Source organism: Pseudomonas sp. A-R-19 (assembly GCF_019956575.1).
Lineage (GTDB): Bacteria > Pseudomonadota > Gammaproteobacteria > Pseudomonadales > Pseudomonadaceae > Aquipseudomonas.
Window position 1 is genome coordinate 1 of record NZ_JAHBDR010000116.1, and the last position, 15,151, is coordinate 15,151.

Sequence of the window (15,151 nt, forward strand, 5' to 3'; positions counted from 1 at the left end):
GCTGAAGCCTCCACCGCCTCCGCCGCCGCCAAATCCACCACCACCAAAACCGCCCCCGGATCCACCGGAGCCGCCCCGGCCGGCGGGAAGAATACCGAGCATCTGGCACACAAAAACAGTCAGGATGAACAACATCACCAAAAACACGAACAACCCGGGATGGCGCGAGACGAAATCATCCCCCGGATCACCTCTGGATTCATACGCCGTGGAGGGTTCATCCAAGGGGTTGCCGCCCAGCACCACCAGCATTGCCGCCACGCCGTCACTGATGCCTTTACTGAAGTTGCCGGTCTTGAACGCCGGAGTGATGACCTGGTTGATGATCACCGAACTCTGGGCATCGGTCAGGCGATCCTCCAGGCCATAACCGACTTCGATACGCAGCCGGCGTTCGTCCCGGGCGATGATCAGCAAGGCACCGTTGTTCTTGTCCTTCTGCCCGATGCCCCAGTGCCGGCCGAGCTGGTAACCGAAGTCGGCGATGTCGGTGCCTTGCAAATCCGGCAAAGTCACGACCACAAGCTGCTCGCCGGTGGCTTGTTCATGGGCCTGAAGTTGCTGGGTGAGTTGCTCGCGCACCGATGGTTCGATCATCTGGGCGTTGTCGACCACCCGCCCGGTCAACGCCGGAAAACTCAGCTCGGCCCGGGCCGTGATCGTCACCACCCACAACAACAGCAACAGGCCTGTTTTCAGGACGCGCATTGGCAACCTCTTGCGTAGTGACATCGATTAGCGCTTTTCAGAACTTGACCTCGGGGGCCTTTTCCGAACCCGGCGTGGCTTCGAAGGTTTCGCGCATCGGCAAGTCGCTGTACATCACGGTGTGCCACAAACGGCCGGGGAACGTGCGGATCTCGGTGTTGTATTTCTGCACCGCGAGGATGAAATCACGTCGGGCCACGCTGATGCGGTTCTCGGTACCTTCCAGTTGCGACTGCAGGGCGAGGAAGTTCTGGTTGGCCTTGAGGTCCGGATAGCGCTCGGAAACCACCATCAAGCGGCTCAGGGCACCGCTGAGCTGGTCCTGGGCCTGCTGGTACTGCTTGAGTTTTTCCGGATTGTCGAGGGTCGAGGCGTCCACCTGGATCGACGTGGCCTTGGCCCGGGCCTCGATGACCGCCGTCAGCGTCTCTTCCTCATGCTTGGCGTAGCCCTTGACGGTTTCCACCAGGTTGGGAATCAGGTCGGCGCGGCGCTGATACTGGTTCTGCACCTGGCCCCAGGCGGCCTTGGCCTGTTCGTCGAGGGTCGGGATGTTGTTGATGCCGCAGGCGGTCAGCAAGGTCGCCAGCATCAGCAGCGTGACGACCTGCAAACGCGAGCGGTAGGTTGGACTTACATTCATCAGGATGATGCTCCCTTGTGCATTTCATGAAAAAACCGACCGTGAAACCTTCTCGGCCGGCTCTTGGGGCATAATCGCCCGCGCCTCTGGATTGCAACGGGCCGATGGGCTAAAAAGAGGCCCTGCGCGAAAACGCATCCGCCATCTGGCTGTCGTTTTTGGCTCTGGTTTTTTGAGCCGGCACCCGAACAACAATAGACGCTCCCTAAATTTTGGCTGGCCGGCGTGTACATCGCCGTTTGGGCCCTTGAGAAAACTATTCATGAAGAAGCTGTGTTTGCTGGGCCTGTACGTCAGCCTGGCCAGTCATAACGTATTGGCCGCCACGACGCCCGCACCCCTGGAGAACAAGGACGCCTTCGTCAGCAACCTGATGAAGCAAATGACCCTCGATGAAAAAATCGGCCAGTTGCGCCTGATCAGCATCGGCCCGGAAATGCCTCGCGAAATGATCCGCAAGGAAATCGCGGCGGGCAACATCGGCGGTACGTTCAACTCGATCACCCGTCCGGAAAACCGGCCGATGCAGGACGCGGCCATGCGCAGCCGCCTGAAGATCCCGATGTTCTTCGCCTACGACGTGATCCACGGCCACCGCACCATTTTCCCGATCCCGCTGGCCCTGGCCTCGAGCTGGGACATGGACGCCATCGCCCTGTCCGGGCGCATCGCCGCCAAGGAAGCCTCCTCGGACGGCGTCGACCTCACCTTCGCGCCGATGGTCGACATCTCCCGCGACCCGCGATGGGGCCGTACGTCCGAAGGCTTCGGTGAAGACACCTACCTGGTGTCGCGCATTGCCGGCGTCATGGTCAAAGCCTTCCAGGGCACCGGTGCGAACGCAGCCGACAGCATCATGGCCAGCGTCAAGCACTTCGCCCTGTATGGCGCGGTCGAGGGCGGTCGCGACTACAACGTGGTCGACATGAGCCCGGTCAAGATGTACCAGGACTACCTGCCGCCGTACCGCGCCGCCATCGATGCCGGCGCGGGTGGCGTGATGGTTGCGCTGAACTCGATCAACGGCGTGCCGGCCACGGCAAACACCTGGCTGATGAACGACCTGTTGCGCAAGGAGTGGGGGTTCAAAGGCCTGGCCGTCAGCGACCACGGGGCGATTTTCGAACTGATCAAGCACGGCGTTGCCGCCGATGGCCGCGAAGCCGCGAAGCTGGCGATCAAGGCCGGCATCGACATGAGCATGAACGACACCCTCTATGGCAAAGAGCTGCCTGGGCTGTTGAAGGCCGGCGAGATTGAACAAAGCGACATCGACAACGCCGTGCGTGAGGTACTCGCCGCCAAGTACGACATGGGCCTGTTCAAGGACCCGTATCTGCGCATCGGCAAGGCTGAAGATGATCCGGCCGACACCAATGCCGACAGCCGTCTGCACCGCGCCGAGGCCCGCGATGTCGCGCGCCGCAGCATGGTGTTGCTGAAGAACCAGAACGAAACCCTGCCGCTGAAGAAAACCGCGAAAATCGCTTTGGTGGGTCCGCTGGCCAAGGCACCGATCGACATGATGGGCAGTTGGGCCGCCAACGGTCGCCCTGCGCAATCGGTCACGCTGTTCGACGGCATGTCCGCTGCACTGGGTTCGCAATCGACGCTGATCTACGCCCGTGGCGCCAACATTACCAGCAACAAGAAGGTCGTGGATTACCTGAACTTCCTCAACTTCGACGCCCTGGAAGTGGTGGATGATCCGCGTCCGGCCAACGTGTTGATCGACGAAGCGGTGAAAGCCGCCAAGGACGCTGACATAGTGGTGGCAGCGGTTGGCGAATCCCGTGGCATGTCCCACGAATCGTCGAGCCGCACGGACATCAATATTCCGGAAAACCAGCGTGAACTGATCCGCGCCTTGAAAGCCACCGGCAAACCGCTGGTGCTGGTGTTGATGAACGGCCGTCCGCTGTCGATTCTCGAAGAGAAAGAACAAGCTGACGCGATTCTGGAAACCTGGTTCACCGGCACCGAAGGCGGCAACGCGATCGCCGACGTGCTGTTCGGCGACTACAACCCGTCGGGCAAACTGCCGATCACCATCCCTCGCTCGGTGGGTCAGATTCCGACCTACTACAACCACCTGACCATTGGCCGGCCGTTCACGCCGGGCAAACCGGGCAACTACACCTCGCAGTATCTCGATGACACCACCGGCCCCCTGTTCCCGTTTGGCTTCGGTCTGAGCTACACCGACTTCAGCCTGAGCGACATGGCCCTGTCGTCGACCACGCTGAACAAGACCGGCAAGCTCGACGCCAGCGTCACGGTGAAAAACACCGGCAAGCGCGACGGCGAAACCGTGGTGCAGTTGTACATCCAGGACGTGGCCGGCTCGATGATCCGCCCGATCAAGGAACTGAAGAACTTCCAGAAAGTGATGATCAAGGCCGGCGAACAGAAGGTCGTGCACTTCACCATCACCGAGGACGACCTGAAGTTCTACAACACCCAGCTCAAATACGCGGCGGAACCGGGCAAGTTCAACGTACAGATCGGCCTGGACTCAGAGGACGTGACGCAGCAGAGTTTTGAGTTGCTGTAATCGCGGCAACAACGCAATACAAATGTGGGAGCGGGCTTGCTCGCGAAAGCGGTCTGTCAGTCGACATCTTCATTGACTGACACTCCGCCTTCGCGAGCAAGCCCGCTCCCACATTGGGTTTATGGAGTTCAGAAAATCGGCGTCAACCTCGTCGATCCAGCAGATTCACCACCACCCGATCCACCCATCCCCACACCCTCTGCTTGACCCGCCGCCACAACGGCCGGCGTTGCCATTCTTCCAGGCTGACTTGCTCACTCAACCCGAAGTCGCGTTCGAAACTCGCCGCCACCGACCGGGTCAGTCCGGGGTCCAGGGCTTCCAGGTTGGCTTCCAGGTTGAAGCGCAGGTTCCAGTGATCGAAGTTGCACGAGCCGATGCTCACCCAGTCATCGATCAAAACCATCTTCAGGTGCAGGAAACACGGCTGATACTCGAAGATCTTCACCCCGGCCTTGAGCAGTCGCGGGTAGTAACGATGCCCGGCGTAGCGCACGGACGGGTGATCGGTACGGGGGCCGGTCAGCAGCAACCGCACATCGACGCCCCGGGCAGCCGCCCGGCGCAGGGAACGGCGGACTTTCCAGGTCGGCAAAAAGTACGGTGTGGCCAGCCAGACCCGGCGTTGGCCGCTGTTCAAGGCGCGTACCAGCGATTGCAGAATGTCCCGGTGCTGGCGGGCGTCGGCATAGGCCACCCGGCCCATGCCCTCGCCCATGGACGGCACCCGTGGCAGGCGCGGCAAACCGAAATGCGAGGCGGGCCGCCAGGCGCGACGATGGCGGTTGGCGATCCACTGGCGGTCGAACAGCAACTGCCAGTCGAGCACCAGCGGGCCGGTGATTTCCACCATCACCTCATGCCATTCGCTGACATCTTCGCCAGGGGTCCAGAACTCGTCGGTGACGCCGGTGCCGCCGACCACGGCCAGGCTCTGGTCCACCAGCAACAATTTGCGGTGATCGCGGTAGAAGTTACCGACCCAACGGCGCCAGCTCAGGCGATTGTAGAACCGCAGCTCCACACCGGCCGCCATCAGCCGCTGACGCAAGGTCAGGGTGAAGGCGAGGCTACCGTAATCATCGAACAGGCAGCGCACCCGCACACCGCGCTCGGCGGCCTGCACCAAGGCCTGGACCATGGCTTCGGCACAGGCGCCCGCCTCCACCAGATACAGCTCCAGCTCGACCTGTTCTTCGGCGCGGGCAATCGCCACGAGCATGCGCGGGAAGAACTGCGGACCATCGACCAGCAGTTCGAAGTGGTTGCCTTCACGCCAGGGAAAAATCGCTCCGGCCATGTCAGCGCGCCGTGAAAATCAGCACCGCACCCACCGGCACCGACAGACTGATGGCTGAGAGGCCGGCCATTTTACGCAACGTTTCCAGACCAGGCGCCAGATCAAAATCCTCCGCATTGATCACCAGCGGCTCGAGGGTCACCACCTGAAAGCGCCGGTCATCGAGACGGGTCGCCAGCAGTTCGGCGGGGTACTCATGTTGTTTGCCGTGCAAGTCCACCGTCAGCGGCAGGCGCAACTCCAGCTGCGCGCCAGGAGCGAGGTCGTTGATCGGACGCAGATCGATTTTCGTGGTGATCAAGGCCTCGGGAAACCGGTCGATCTGGAACAGCTCCTTGCGCATGCGCTCATCGCGCAACGCAATGCCGCTGTTGATCGACTCCAGCTCGACTTCCACCCGCGCCAGCCCCTCGGGATCGACCTTGCCGTGCAACACCAGAAAGCGCTGCACTTCGGCAACATTGGCATTCTTGGTGCTGACAAACGACAGGCGCGAAGACTCGCCATCGAGGTACCAATCGGCACGGGCCGACAATGCGGCACCGGCCAGCATCAGGAAAGCGAGAGATCGGAGGGCAGAGCGCTTGAACATAGAGACTCGTAAGGCAGAGAAACCTGTGCTGAACCTTAACCGGCCTGACACAGGTTGCAAGAAATGTGTTGCCTTGAGTCTCTAAACCGCCACAAGTTCCACTCAGGACATCGCCTGCTGCACATTGCCAATGGTCGTGGCCAGGCTATTCAGGTGCAGATTGAGTACCCGTTCCACCGGCGCCTGATCCATTGGCCAGTGAAGCGCCATGCTGCCCACGAGTCGGTCATCGGTGCGGATCGGCAAGGCCACCGCGCGTATCAGGAATGGCAGACGCACCGGGTATTCCCAGTAACCTTCGGTGCGCTGCCCGAAGCCTTGGTGCAAGGCCTGCTCAGTGGTGTTGAACAGGGATTCGTCAGTCATTCGCTCACGGCTGGCCAGACGCTCCACTTCATGGCTGTCCAGTTCGCCCAGGCAGGCCCGGCCCATGGCCGAATGGAACAGGCTGGCGTGCTGGCCGACGATCTGACAGTTGTTCGGATAGCGCTTGCGCAGCACCCTGGGGATCGCGCTCTCCATGACCTCGATCCGCTCGCCATCAAAACACGACAGGTCCGCCACCAACCCGGTGCGCTCGCTCAACTCCAACAACAGCGGCGCGGCGTTTTCCACCAGGCGCCGCTTGAAGCGCTGCTGGCTGTCACCAAACAGGCGCTTGGCGCACAACCGGTAGCGCCGATCGCTCAGGCCGCGATAGATCCAGCCCCGCTCCTGCATCGTCAGCAACATGCGCGACACCGTGGCCTTGGGCAAGGTGGTGAGGTAGTGCAACTCCTCCAGCCCCAATGCCTGATGCTCACCCAGCAACTCGACAATCGCCAGGGCGCGCTCGACGGAACGCACACTGCCGGTTTCTGCCTTGCTCTCCATAGGTTCGATCTCCCTAAGCGCAGATGGATGTTCAATTTGCGCAGCAAGATGCGGGCCCATCGGCCAGTCTCAGGCATGTTGCAGACAGCCGGGCGGCCTGCGCTTGACCCATTGAGTCAACTGCTCATGGGCATACGCCAGTTGCAACACCGCGCGGTCAGCCTGGGCCGGGCCTATGATTTGCAGGCCCATCGGCAGTCCGGCCGGGTTGAATCCCACTGGCACATTCATGCTCGGCAGGCCCGCCAGGGTCGGCCCGATCACCACTTCCATCCAGCGGTGGTAGGTGTCCATGGCCTGCCCGCCGACGACGCGCGGCCACGGTGTTTGTGCATCAAAAGGAAACACCTGGGCAGTGGGCAGCAACAGGAAGTCGTAACGTTCGAACAGTTCGTTGAGCGCTCGATACCACTCGCTGCGGCTGACCGAAGCCTGATAGACATCCGCTGCAGTCAGGCGCAGTCCGCCTTCGACTTCCCATCGGGCCTCGGGTTTGAGTTGCTCGCGTTTTTGCGCATCGGCATACAACCCGCCGAGGCTGCCTTGCACCAGCCAGTGGCGATGCACCAGCCAGGTCTGCCACAGGCGTTCCAGGGAGAAATCCGGCTGGCAGGCCTCGACGTTGCAACCCAGTGTGGCGAAGTCCTGCAACGCCGATTCACACAGCCCCATGACACCGGGGTCCATCGGCAGGTAGCCGTTGTAGTCCCCCAGCCAGCCGAGCCGCACATCCCTGAAATCCTGCTGCAACGACTGGTGAAACACCCCCGGATCCTCAGTCAGCGACAACGGCACGCGCGGGTCGTACCCGGCCTGGGTGCCGAGCAAGCGGGCAACATCGGTGACCGTGCGGCCCATCGGTCCTTCGGTGGCCAGTTGCTGGACGAACATCTCAGGTCCGGGCCCGAACGGAACACGCCCCTGGGATGGGCGAAATCCATAGACGTTGTTGAACGCCGCCGGATTGCGCAGCGAGCCCATCATATCGCTGCCGTCGGCTACCGGCAGCATGCGTAACGCCAGCGCCACCGCCGCCCCGCCGCTGCTGCCGCCAGCGATCAGCGTCGGATCGTAGGCGTTGGTGGTGGTGCCGAACACGCTGTTGTAGGTTTGCGAGCCAAGGCCGAATTCAGGGACGTTACTCTTGCCGATGATGATCGCCCCGCAGGCGCGCACCCGCGCCACGCTGATGGCATCGTGTTGCGGAACCTGCTCGGCGAACAGCGGCGAGCCCAGGGTGGTGCGTAAACCGGCAGTGGCCGCCAGGTCTTTGACCGCTTGCGGCATGCCGTGCATCCAGCCGCGAGACTGACCCCGATCGAGTTGGCGATCACACTCGGCGGCCTCAGCCAGCAACGCCTCGGCCGGTCGCAGCGATACCAGCGCATTGACCTGCGGATTGAAGCGTTCGATCTGCGCGAGATACGCCTGCATCACTTCGCGACAGGACACCTGTCGTGCGTGGATGGCCCGGGACAGCTCATCGGCGTCCATTTCAACAATCGGATGGCTGCTCAAGGTTTCACTCCAAGATTGAGTTCAACGGATCTTTTTGCCCGTGGCGCTTCGTGCATGCAGTAGGTGCCGAGCAGCGTCAGCAGGCAGGCGAACAGGACGTAGAAGGACGGTGCGACTGGCGTTGCCAGGACCTTGCTCAGCCAGGTGACAATCAGCGGCGCGAATCCGCCGAAAACCATGACCGCGACGTTGTAAGCCACAGACACCCCGGTGGAGCGCACTTCGATGGGAAACTGCTCGGCCAGCGCGGTCGGTGCCGGGCCGAAAAACCCGCCGATCGAACTGCACAGCAACAATTGCATCACCAGCAAGCGCTCCACCGATGGCGCCGCCGCCACCCACACGTACAGCGGGTACACCATCAGGAAAAACGCCAGGGTGAACGCCATCAGTACGGGGCGTCGACCGAGGCGGTCCGACAGTGCGCCGGACAGCGGAATCACCACGGTCATCAGCGCCACCGCGAGCATTTGCACCAGCAGCACCTGATCCAGCGGCAGGCCGAGATTCTTGTGGGCGAAGGTTGGCATGTTCACCAGCACCACGTAGAACGACACGGTCGCGCCACAGGCCAGGCCCATCGACACCAGAATGCTGCGCCGGTGTTCACGGATCACTTGCATCAGGCTTGGGCTCGCGCCTTTGGCCTGCTTGCGCGCTTCAAGAAACTCCTCCGGTTCTTCCATGTGCTTGCGAATCCACAAGCCCACGGGACCGATCAACAAACCCAGCACAAACGGAATCCGCCAGCCCCAGCTCTCCAGTGCCTCCGGGGACAGCAGGTGGGTGAAAAGCGCGACCATCGCCGCACCGCAGAACACCGCCAGGCATTGCCCGACCAATTGCCACGAGCCGTACAACCCCTTGCGGTGTGCCGGCGCGCTCTCCACCAGGAACGCCGTGGCGCTGGCGTACTCGCCGCCCGTGGCGAAGCCTTGCAGCATCCGTGCAACCACGATCAACAGCGGTGCACCCATGCCGATGGCGGCGTAGTTCGGTGCAAACGCAATCAGTGCAATGGATACGGTCATCAGGCGAATGATCATCTGCATCGCCGCCTTGCGCCCTTTGCGGTCCGAATACATCCCCAGCAGGATGCCGCCCACCGGACGCATGAAAAAGCCGACGCCGAAAGTCGCCAGGGCCATCAGCAGGGATGCGTATTCGTCGTCAGAGGGGAAAAATTGCCGGGCGATGATGCTCGCCAGAAAGCCGTAGACAATGAAGTCATACCATTCCAGCGCGTTGCCGATAACCGCGGCGACCACCTGCCGGGTGCGCGAAACGCCTGTGCTCGAAGTGTGCATGGGGAACTCTCCAAAAACCTGTTGGGTAACGGCGGGCACGCCATGGCGCACCCGGTCCAGCGGCAGTAGAAAGTGGCGGGAATCAGGCCGGCTTGAGCCAGCTCTCGGTCAGCGCGCCCCAGTACGCGGCACCGGTCAGCAGGATGTCGTCGTTGAAGTCATAAGCGGGGTTGTGGACCATCGGCCGCGATACGCCATTGCCGATAAACAGGTACGCACCGGCGCAGCGTTGCAGCATCCAGGCAAAGTCTTCGCTGCCCATGAGTTTGGGGGTATTGCCATCGACCGCATCGGCACCCACCAGATCGACGCCGACTTGCCGGGCGAATTCGGTTTCGGCCGCGTGGTTGACCAGCACCGGGTAGGCCGGACGATGTTCGATGCGCGAGCTGCAACCAAAACTGTGGGCCTGGGATTCGATGATCGCGCGCACGCGGTCGAGGGTCTGCTCGCGCACTTGGGCGTCCAGCGCCCGCAAGCTCAGGCGCAGAATCGCCTGTTGCGGAATGACATTGGCCGCCTCCCCGGCCTGCAACGCGCCGACGGTGACCACTGCCGCCTGCTGCGCATCGATGTTGCGCGCGACCACGGTTTGCAAAGCCATCACCACACTGGCCGCTGCCACCAGCGGATCGACCGCCAGGTGCGGCATCGAACCGTGGCCGCCGACACCTTCGATGGTCACATTAAGCAAATCCTGCGAGGCCATCATCGGCCCCTCGCGAAAACCCAAATGGCCGGCGGGTAGCCCCGGCATGTTGTGCATGCCGAACAGCGCATCGCAGGGGAAACGTTCGAGCAAGCCATCGGCGAGCATCGCTTCGGCACCGCCCTGTCCCTCTTCGGCAGGCTGGAAAATCAATGTCAGGGTGCCGTCGAACTGACGGGTCGCCGCCAGGTAACGCGCCGCCCCCAGCAACATCGTGGTGTGACCGTCATGCCCGCAAGCGTGCATGCAGCCCTTGTGCTGGCTGCTGTAGGTTGCGCCGGTGTTCTCGATGATCGGCAGCGCGTCCATGTCCGCCCGCAAGCCGAGTCTGCGTGGGCTGCTGCCGTTACGCAGGACGCCGACCACACCGGTCTTGCCGACGCCGGTGTGCACCTCGTAGCCCCAATCCTTCAGGGACTTGGCCACCAGCGCCGAGGTGCGGTTTTCCTCGAAACCGAGTTCCGGGTGGGCGTGGATGTCCTGGCGGGTGGCGTGCAGGTCGCTGGCCACGTCGCTGAGCCAGGCAAGGATGTGCTGATATCGGGTCATGACGATTGTCCTCGGGCCGGGTGTAATCCCGTTCTTGTTGTTCGCGGTGATTTCGCGACACGTCAAAGGCAGGTCGCGCTCACCTCCAGATAACCGCGAGTCGTGCGCGAGAACAATCGAATGTGGTTCCACAGAGTGGAACCTGAGGGGATTTCAGGGCTGCAAGCGGCAGCCCTGGCGCTCGCCGATCCACACAGCGCTGTTGCTGCGGCCCATGCCGCTGACCGTTACCCGCTTGCCGGCCGCGTCATCGGAAAAGTCGCTGGCGGGCAGCCACTGTTTCACATAACCGTGGCAGTACTCGGCGTCGTTGTTCATCACGTAGCGGCACGAGCAATATTCCTTGGCGGTGTAGGCGCTGATGATGTCGGGGAACGCCCACAGCGCCACCCGTTCGTGCCAGATCCAGCCGAGCAAGGCGATCAGCAGGATCAGCAACAGAGCGCTGACCGGTCGACGGCGAATGAAAGCGGTCATGGCTGCACCTTCCCGGCAAAGGCCTTGAGCGCGAGCTGGAGCAATTCGTTGTGCCGGTAGCTGCCGTCGCGGTCATCGCCATAGCGCACGATCACTAACTGCTCACTGGGGATCACATACATCGCCTGCCCCCAATGACCCAGTGCGGCGAAGGTGTCGGCGGGAGCATCGGGCCAGGGTCGTGCCGCGCCCTCAACGGCTCGATTGAGCCACCATTGGCCGCCGGGGACGGCATCGTCTTCGTGTGCGCGATAGTGAGCGAACGGCTCGCGGTTGAACGCCACCCAGTCCTTGGGCAGTAGTTGCCTGTCGCCCCAGCGACCGTCGCGGGCCATCAACAGACCGACCCGGGCCATGTCCCGTGCCGTGAGGTAGGCATAGGACGACGCGACGAACGTGCCCGTGGCATCGGTTTCCCACACGGCATGGCGAATGCCCAGCGGCTCGAACAGCGCGGTCCACGGATAGTCGGGATAGCGGTTTGGGCCGACGATGGTTTTCAGCGCGGCGGACAACAGGTTGCTGTCACCGCTGGAGTAGCGAAACGCCTGGCCCGGCGCGGCGTACGCCTCATGTGCCGCGGTGAACGCGGCCATGTCGTGGTGACCGCGGGTGTAGAGCATGGCCACCACCGAAGATTTCAGCGGTGCGTATTCGTAGTCTTCCTGCCAATCCAGGCCCGAGGCCCAGTGCAGCAGGTCGGCCATGGTCAGGTCCGGGTGCCTGGCCAGCGGCGGATAAAATGTCTGCGCCGGATCCCGCAACTTGAACAGCCCTTCGCCGTAGGCCACGCCAAGGACCGTGGCCATCAGGCTCTTGCTGATCGACCAGGTCAGGTGCGACGTCCCGGCCGTCGTCGGGCCGGCGTAGCGTTCGTAGATAAACTGGCCATCGCGAATCACCAGCAAGGCATCGGTGCGAATGCCCTGGCGCGTGGTGTCATCGCGGGATGGGAAGGCGTAGGCCTCCAGGGCTTGAAGTGCCGGCCCCGTGGGTGTCGGGGCGGTTGGCCATTGCTCGGCGGGCCAGTTTTCGGCCTGGGCGGTGAAGCTGAGCAACAACAGGAAAATCAGGGACAAGCCTTTGGGCATGGCGGGGGCTCGGAGATTGAACTTGCTGAGCCTAGTCGAGGTTGATGACAGTTCTGGAATTTGTGTTGCCGGTGAGGGCGCCATCGCTGGCAAGCAAGCTCCTACAGGGACCTGCGTCGTGTACAAATGTTGTGTTCGACGCAGAACCTGTGGGAACGGGCTTGCTCGCGAAGGGGCCAGTCAAGACAACGCAGATCCCGTCAGTGCCTTGGCCAACCGCTTCCCCCGCGCCCCCGCCGCCAAATCCATCACCGCCTGATCCCGCCGCCACATCGCCATCCACTCTTGAGGCCCTGCGGCCAACGCCTCATCCACCTCAGCCTTGAGCCCCTCAAACTGCGCAAACAACCCGCCAAGCAGCACATGCCCGGCCAGACTGGTCGGTGGCTGGCGGCTGCTTTCCGCGCAGCCTGCCAACAATGCCAGCAGGCGCAATTGCAAGGATTGCGGCCAGGCACAATCCTGACCGATACCGTACAACCACGCCGTCATGGCGCTCAGTACATAGATGTCTTCAAGCGTGCGGAACGGCTTGACGTACGCATCCCAGCCATCCCCGGCGAGCAACTCGCACAGCGCGTTATCCAGAAACAAGCGGCCATGGCTGATGTCCGGTATCAACGGGATCGGCGCCAGTTTTTCCACGCGCACACCCGGCTCATCGCGATAGATCACCGCCAGGCTCAAGCGCGGATCAGCGCCGGGCTCCTCACTGCGCGCCGCCACCAGCAGCCAGTCGGCGGCATCGCCGGCGGTAACAAAATCCTTGCGTCCGCTCACGCGCAAACCGCTCAACCGGGTCTGCATGTCCGCCGGACGCAGGCTGCGCTGTTCGGTGGCGCACAGCGCGCCGAGGCTCAGCGGCGCGCTCGGCCAGAGCATGCGCAATGCCGCTTGGTAGCCCACCAGAAACGCCAGCCCCGGCGACGCCATCAACCGCCCGCCAAGCACGGCCAATTCAAAGGGCGTGACCGTACCCAACTGTTGCAGCAAGGTCGCGAAACCTTCGGCCAGATCCGGGTAGGCGGGCAAGCGATCACGGCGATTCAACAGGGTTTGCCAGGGCATAAGAGGCTCCTTGTGGGCTGTCATATAAGCATCACCAAAGCTTAATGGCGATGACACCGGGCCTACATAGCCTGACTTTGCACAACACGGCTAGCAAAGAAAGTCGATTCGCTGTAGCCCAAAGACGGGTGAGCAGCCCGCACGGAGATTCGCCATGACTCAGATCGCCCGCATCAGCGACACCGGCAACGAACGCCGCCTGCAAGCCGAACGCCTGGTGGGCGCCGAGGCATTGCAGGAGGCCCAGGCCTTGCGCTTCAACGTGTTCAGCGGCGAATTCAACGCCAAACTCAAGGGTGCCGAGCTGGGTCTGGACATGGATGACTACGACGTTCACTGCGCCCATATCGGCGTGCGTGATTTGAATACCGGGCGCCTGGTGGCGACCACCCGTTTGCTCGACCACACGGCTGCCAGCAGCCTGGGCAAGTTCTACAGCGAAGAAGAATTCAGCCTTCACGGCCTGGTACACCTGCAAGGCCCGATCCTGGAAATCGGTCGCACCTGCGTCGACCCGGCCTACCGCAACGGCGGCACCATCGCCGTGCTCTGGGGCGAACTGGCCGAAGTCCTGAACCAGGGCGGCTACAGCTACCTGATGGGTTGCGCGAGCATTCCGATGCAGGACGGCGGCGTGCAGGCCCATGCGATCATGCAGCGTCTGCGCGAGCGCTACCTGTGCACCGAACACCTGCGCGCCGAGCCGAAAAAGCCGCTGCCGAGCCTGGACATTCCGTCCAACGTGATTGCCGAAATGCCACCGCTGCTCAAGGCCTACATGCGCCTGGGCGCGAAGATCTGCGGCGAGCCCTGCTGGGACGAAGACTTCCAGGTCGCAGACGTGTTCATCCTGCTCAAGCGCGATGAACTCTGCCCGCGCTACGCCAAACACTTCAAGGCGGCTGTGTAATGAGCCGGTTGCGGGTGTACGCGCGAATCGCGCGAGTGCTGTTGGTGGTAACGCTGGGACTGGGCATGGCCAGCGTGTTCGGGGTGTTCGAGCGCCTGGGCCTGGCCCATTCGATGGCGCGCCGGCAGCGCTGGTCGCGGTTTTTCATGGCCCGCCTGAGCAACGCCCTGCCCTTCGACGTGACCGTCCACGGCGAATTGCCGAAGGTGCCGATGCTCTGGGTCAGCAACCACGTGTCCTGGACCGACATCCCACTGCTGGGCATGCTCACGCCGCTATCGTTCCTGTCCAAGGCCGAAGTGCGTACCTGGCCGGTGGCCGGCTGGTTGGCGGCCAAGGCCGGCAGCCTGTTCATCCGCCGCGGCTCGGGCGACAGCCAGTTGATCCGCAAGCAGATGACCCGTCATCTGGAGCAAGCCCACCCGTTGCTGATGTTCCCGGAAGGCACCACCACCGATGGCCGTTCGCTGCGTACCTTCCACGGTCGCTTGCTGTCCGCCGCCATCGATTCCGAAGTGGCGATGCAGCCGGTGGCGATACGTTATGTGCGTAACGGCGAGCCTTGCGCGCTGGCACCGTTCATTGGCGATGATGATCTGCTCTCGCACTTGATGCGCCTGTTCGGCAACGACCGTGGCGGCGTGGAGATTCATCTGCTCAAGCCCATCGAGTGCCAGGGCCGGGAACGCGCGGCACTGGCGTTCGAGGCGCAGCAGGCGGTGCAGAAAGTGTTGTTTGGGGCGATTCCGGAACAACAGCAAGTTCCAATGCGCCCAGCTATAGCAGCGTGAAAAACATTTCCTGTGGGAGCGGGCTTGCTCGCGAAAGCGGTGTGTCAGCCGATATCAATGT

General features: G+C 62.6%; 14 protein-coding genes. 3 read left to right on the forward strand and 11 right to left on the reverse strand.

Annotated features, from left to right (window positions below; all coding sequences use genetic code 11):
• A partial coding sequence (locus KGA88_RS30140) for a TPM domain-containing protein (protein ID WP_223596358.1) occupies positions 1–708 on the reverse strand: 708 nt, incomplete at its 3' end.
• Positions 709–745: 37 nt separating this feature from the next.
• Entirely contained in the window at positions 746–1,351 is a 606-nt protein-coding gene (locus KGA88_RS30145; RefSeq protein WP_046041485.1) for a LemA family protein, read from the reverse strand.
• Between the two features lie 262 nt (positions 1,352–1,613).
• On the opposite strand from KGA88_RS30145, the gene bglX reads away from it, so the two are divergent.
• A complete protein-coding gene (gene bglX / locus KGA88_RS30150; RefSeq protein WP_223596360.1) occupies positions 1,614–3,905 on the forward strand; it encodes a beta-glucosidase BglX in 2,292 nt (763 codons plus the stop codon).
• A 142-nt stretch (positions 3,906–4,047) separates the two neighbouring features.
• Here the strand turns inward: bglX and KGA88_RS30155 are convergent, their stop codons facing one another.
• The 9 genes from KGA88_RS30155 to KGA88_RS30195 all read right to left on the reverse strand — a co-directional run bounded on the left by KGA88_RS30155 (position 4,048) and on the right by KGA88_RS30195 (position 13,389).
• A complete protein-coding gene (locus tag KGA88_RS30155; RefSeq protein ID WP_110658129.1) occupies positions 4,048–5,205 on the reverse strand; it encodes a phospholipase D-like domain-containing protein in 1,158 nt (385 codons plus the stop codon).
• 1 nt (position 5,206) lies between these two features.
• A complete protein-coding gene (locus KGA88_RS30160; protein ID WP_110658127.1) occupies positions 5,207–5,797 on the reverse strand; it encodes a YceI family protein in 591 nt (196 codons plus the stop codon).
• A 102-nt stretch (positions 5,798–5,899) separates the two neighbouring features.
• Complete coding sequence (locus KGA88_RS30165) at positions 5,900–6,670, reverse strand: IclR family transcriptional regulator (RefSeq protein ID WP_223596362.1); 771 nt, start codon at positions 6,668–6,670, stop codon at positions 5,900–5,902.
• 69 nt (positions 6,671–6,739) lie between these two features.
• Entirely contained in the window at positions 6,740–8,164 is a 1,425-nt protein-coding gene (locus tag KGA88_RS30170) for an amidase (protein ID WP_110658133.1), read from the reverse strand.
• Between the two features lie 20 nt (positions 8,165–8,184).
• A complete protein-coding gene (locus KGA88_RS30175; RefSeq protein WP_223596366.1) occupies positions 8,185–9,495 on the reverse strand; it encodes a citrate-proton symporter in 1,311 nt (436 codons plus the stop codon).
• An 82-nt stretch (positions 9,496–9,577) separates the two neighbouring features.
• On the reverse strand, positions 9,578–10,753 hold the full coding sequence (locus tag KGA88_RS30180; RefSeq protein ID WP_110658123.1) for a M20 aminoacylase family protein: 1,176 nt from the start codon (positions 10,751–10,753) through the stop codon (positions 9,578–9,580).
• Positions 10,754–10,906: 153 nt separating this feature from the next.
• The gene (locus tag KGA88_RS30185; protein WP_223596368.1) at positions 10,907–11,230 is read right to left on the reverse strand and encodes an amidase; all 324 of its coding nucleotides are present in this window, start codon (positions 11,228–11,230) and stop codon (positions 10,907–10,909) included.
• The gene (locus tag KGA88_RS30190; protein WP_223596370.1) at positions 11,227–12,321 is read right to left on the reverse strand and encodes a serine hydrolase domain-containing protein; all 1,095 of its coding nucleotides are present in this window, start codon (positions 12,319–12,321) and stop codon (positions 11,227–11,229) included. The genes KGA88_RS30185 and KGA88_RS30190 overlap by 4 nt, the downstream gene beginning before the upstream one ends.
• Before the next feature lie 180 nt (positions 12,322–12,501).
• Entirely contained in the window at positions 12,502–13,389 is an 888-nt protein-coding gene (locus tag KGA88_RS30195) for an acyl-CoA dehydrogenase family protein (protein ID WP_223596372.1), read from the reverse strand.
• A 154-nt stretch (positions 13,390–13,543) separates the two neighbouring features.
• On the opposite strand from KGA88_RS30195, the gene olsB reads away from it, so the two are divergent.
• Complete coding sequence (olsB, locus tag KGA88_RS30200; protein ID WP_110658114.1) at positions 13,544–14,299, forward strand: L-ornithine N(alpha)-acyltransferase; 756 nt, start codon at positions 13,544–13,546, stop codon at positions 14,297–14,299.
• Complete coding sequence (locus KGA88_RS30205; protein WP_223596374.1) at positions 14,299–15,090, forward strand: lysophospholipid acyltransferase family protein; 792 nt, start codon at positions 14,299–14,301, stop codon at positions 15,088–15,090. Before olsB ends, KGA88_RS30205 begins: the two co-directional genes overlap by 1 nt.
• Positions 15,091–15,151 lie beyond the last annotated feature (61 nt).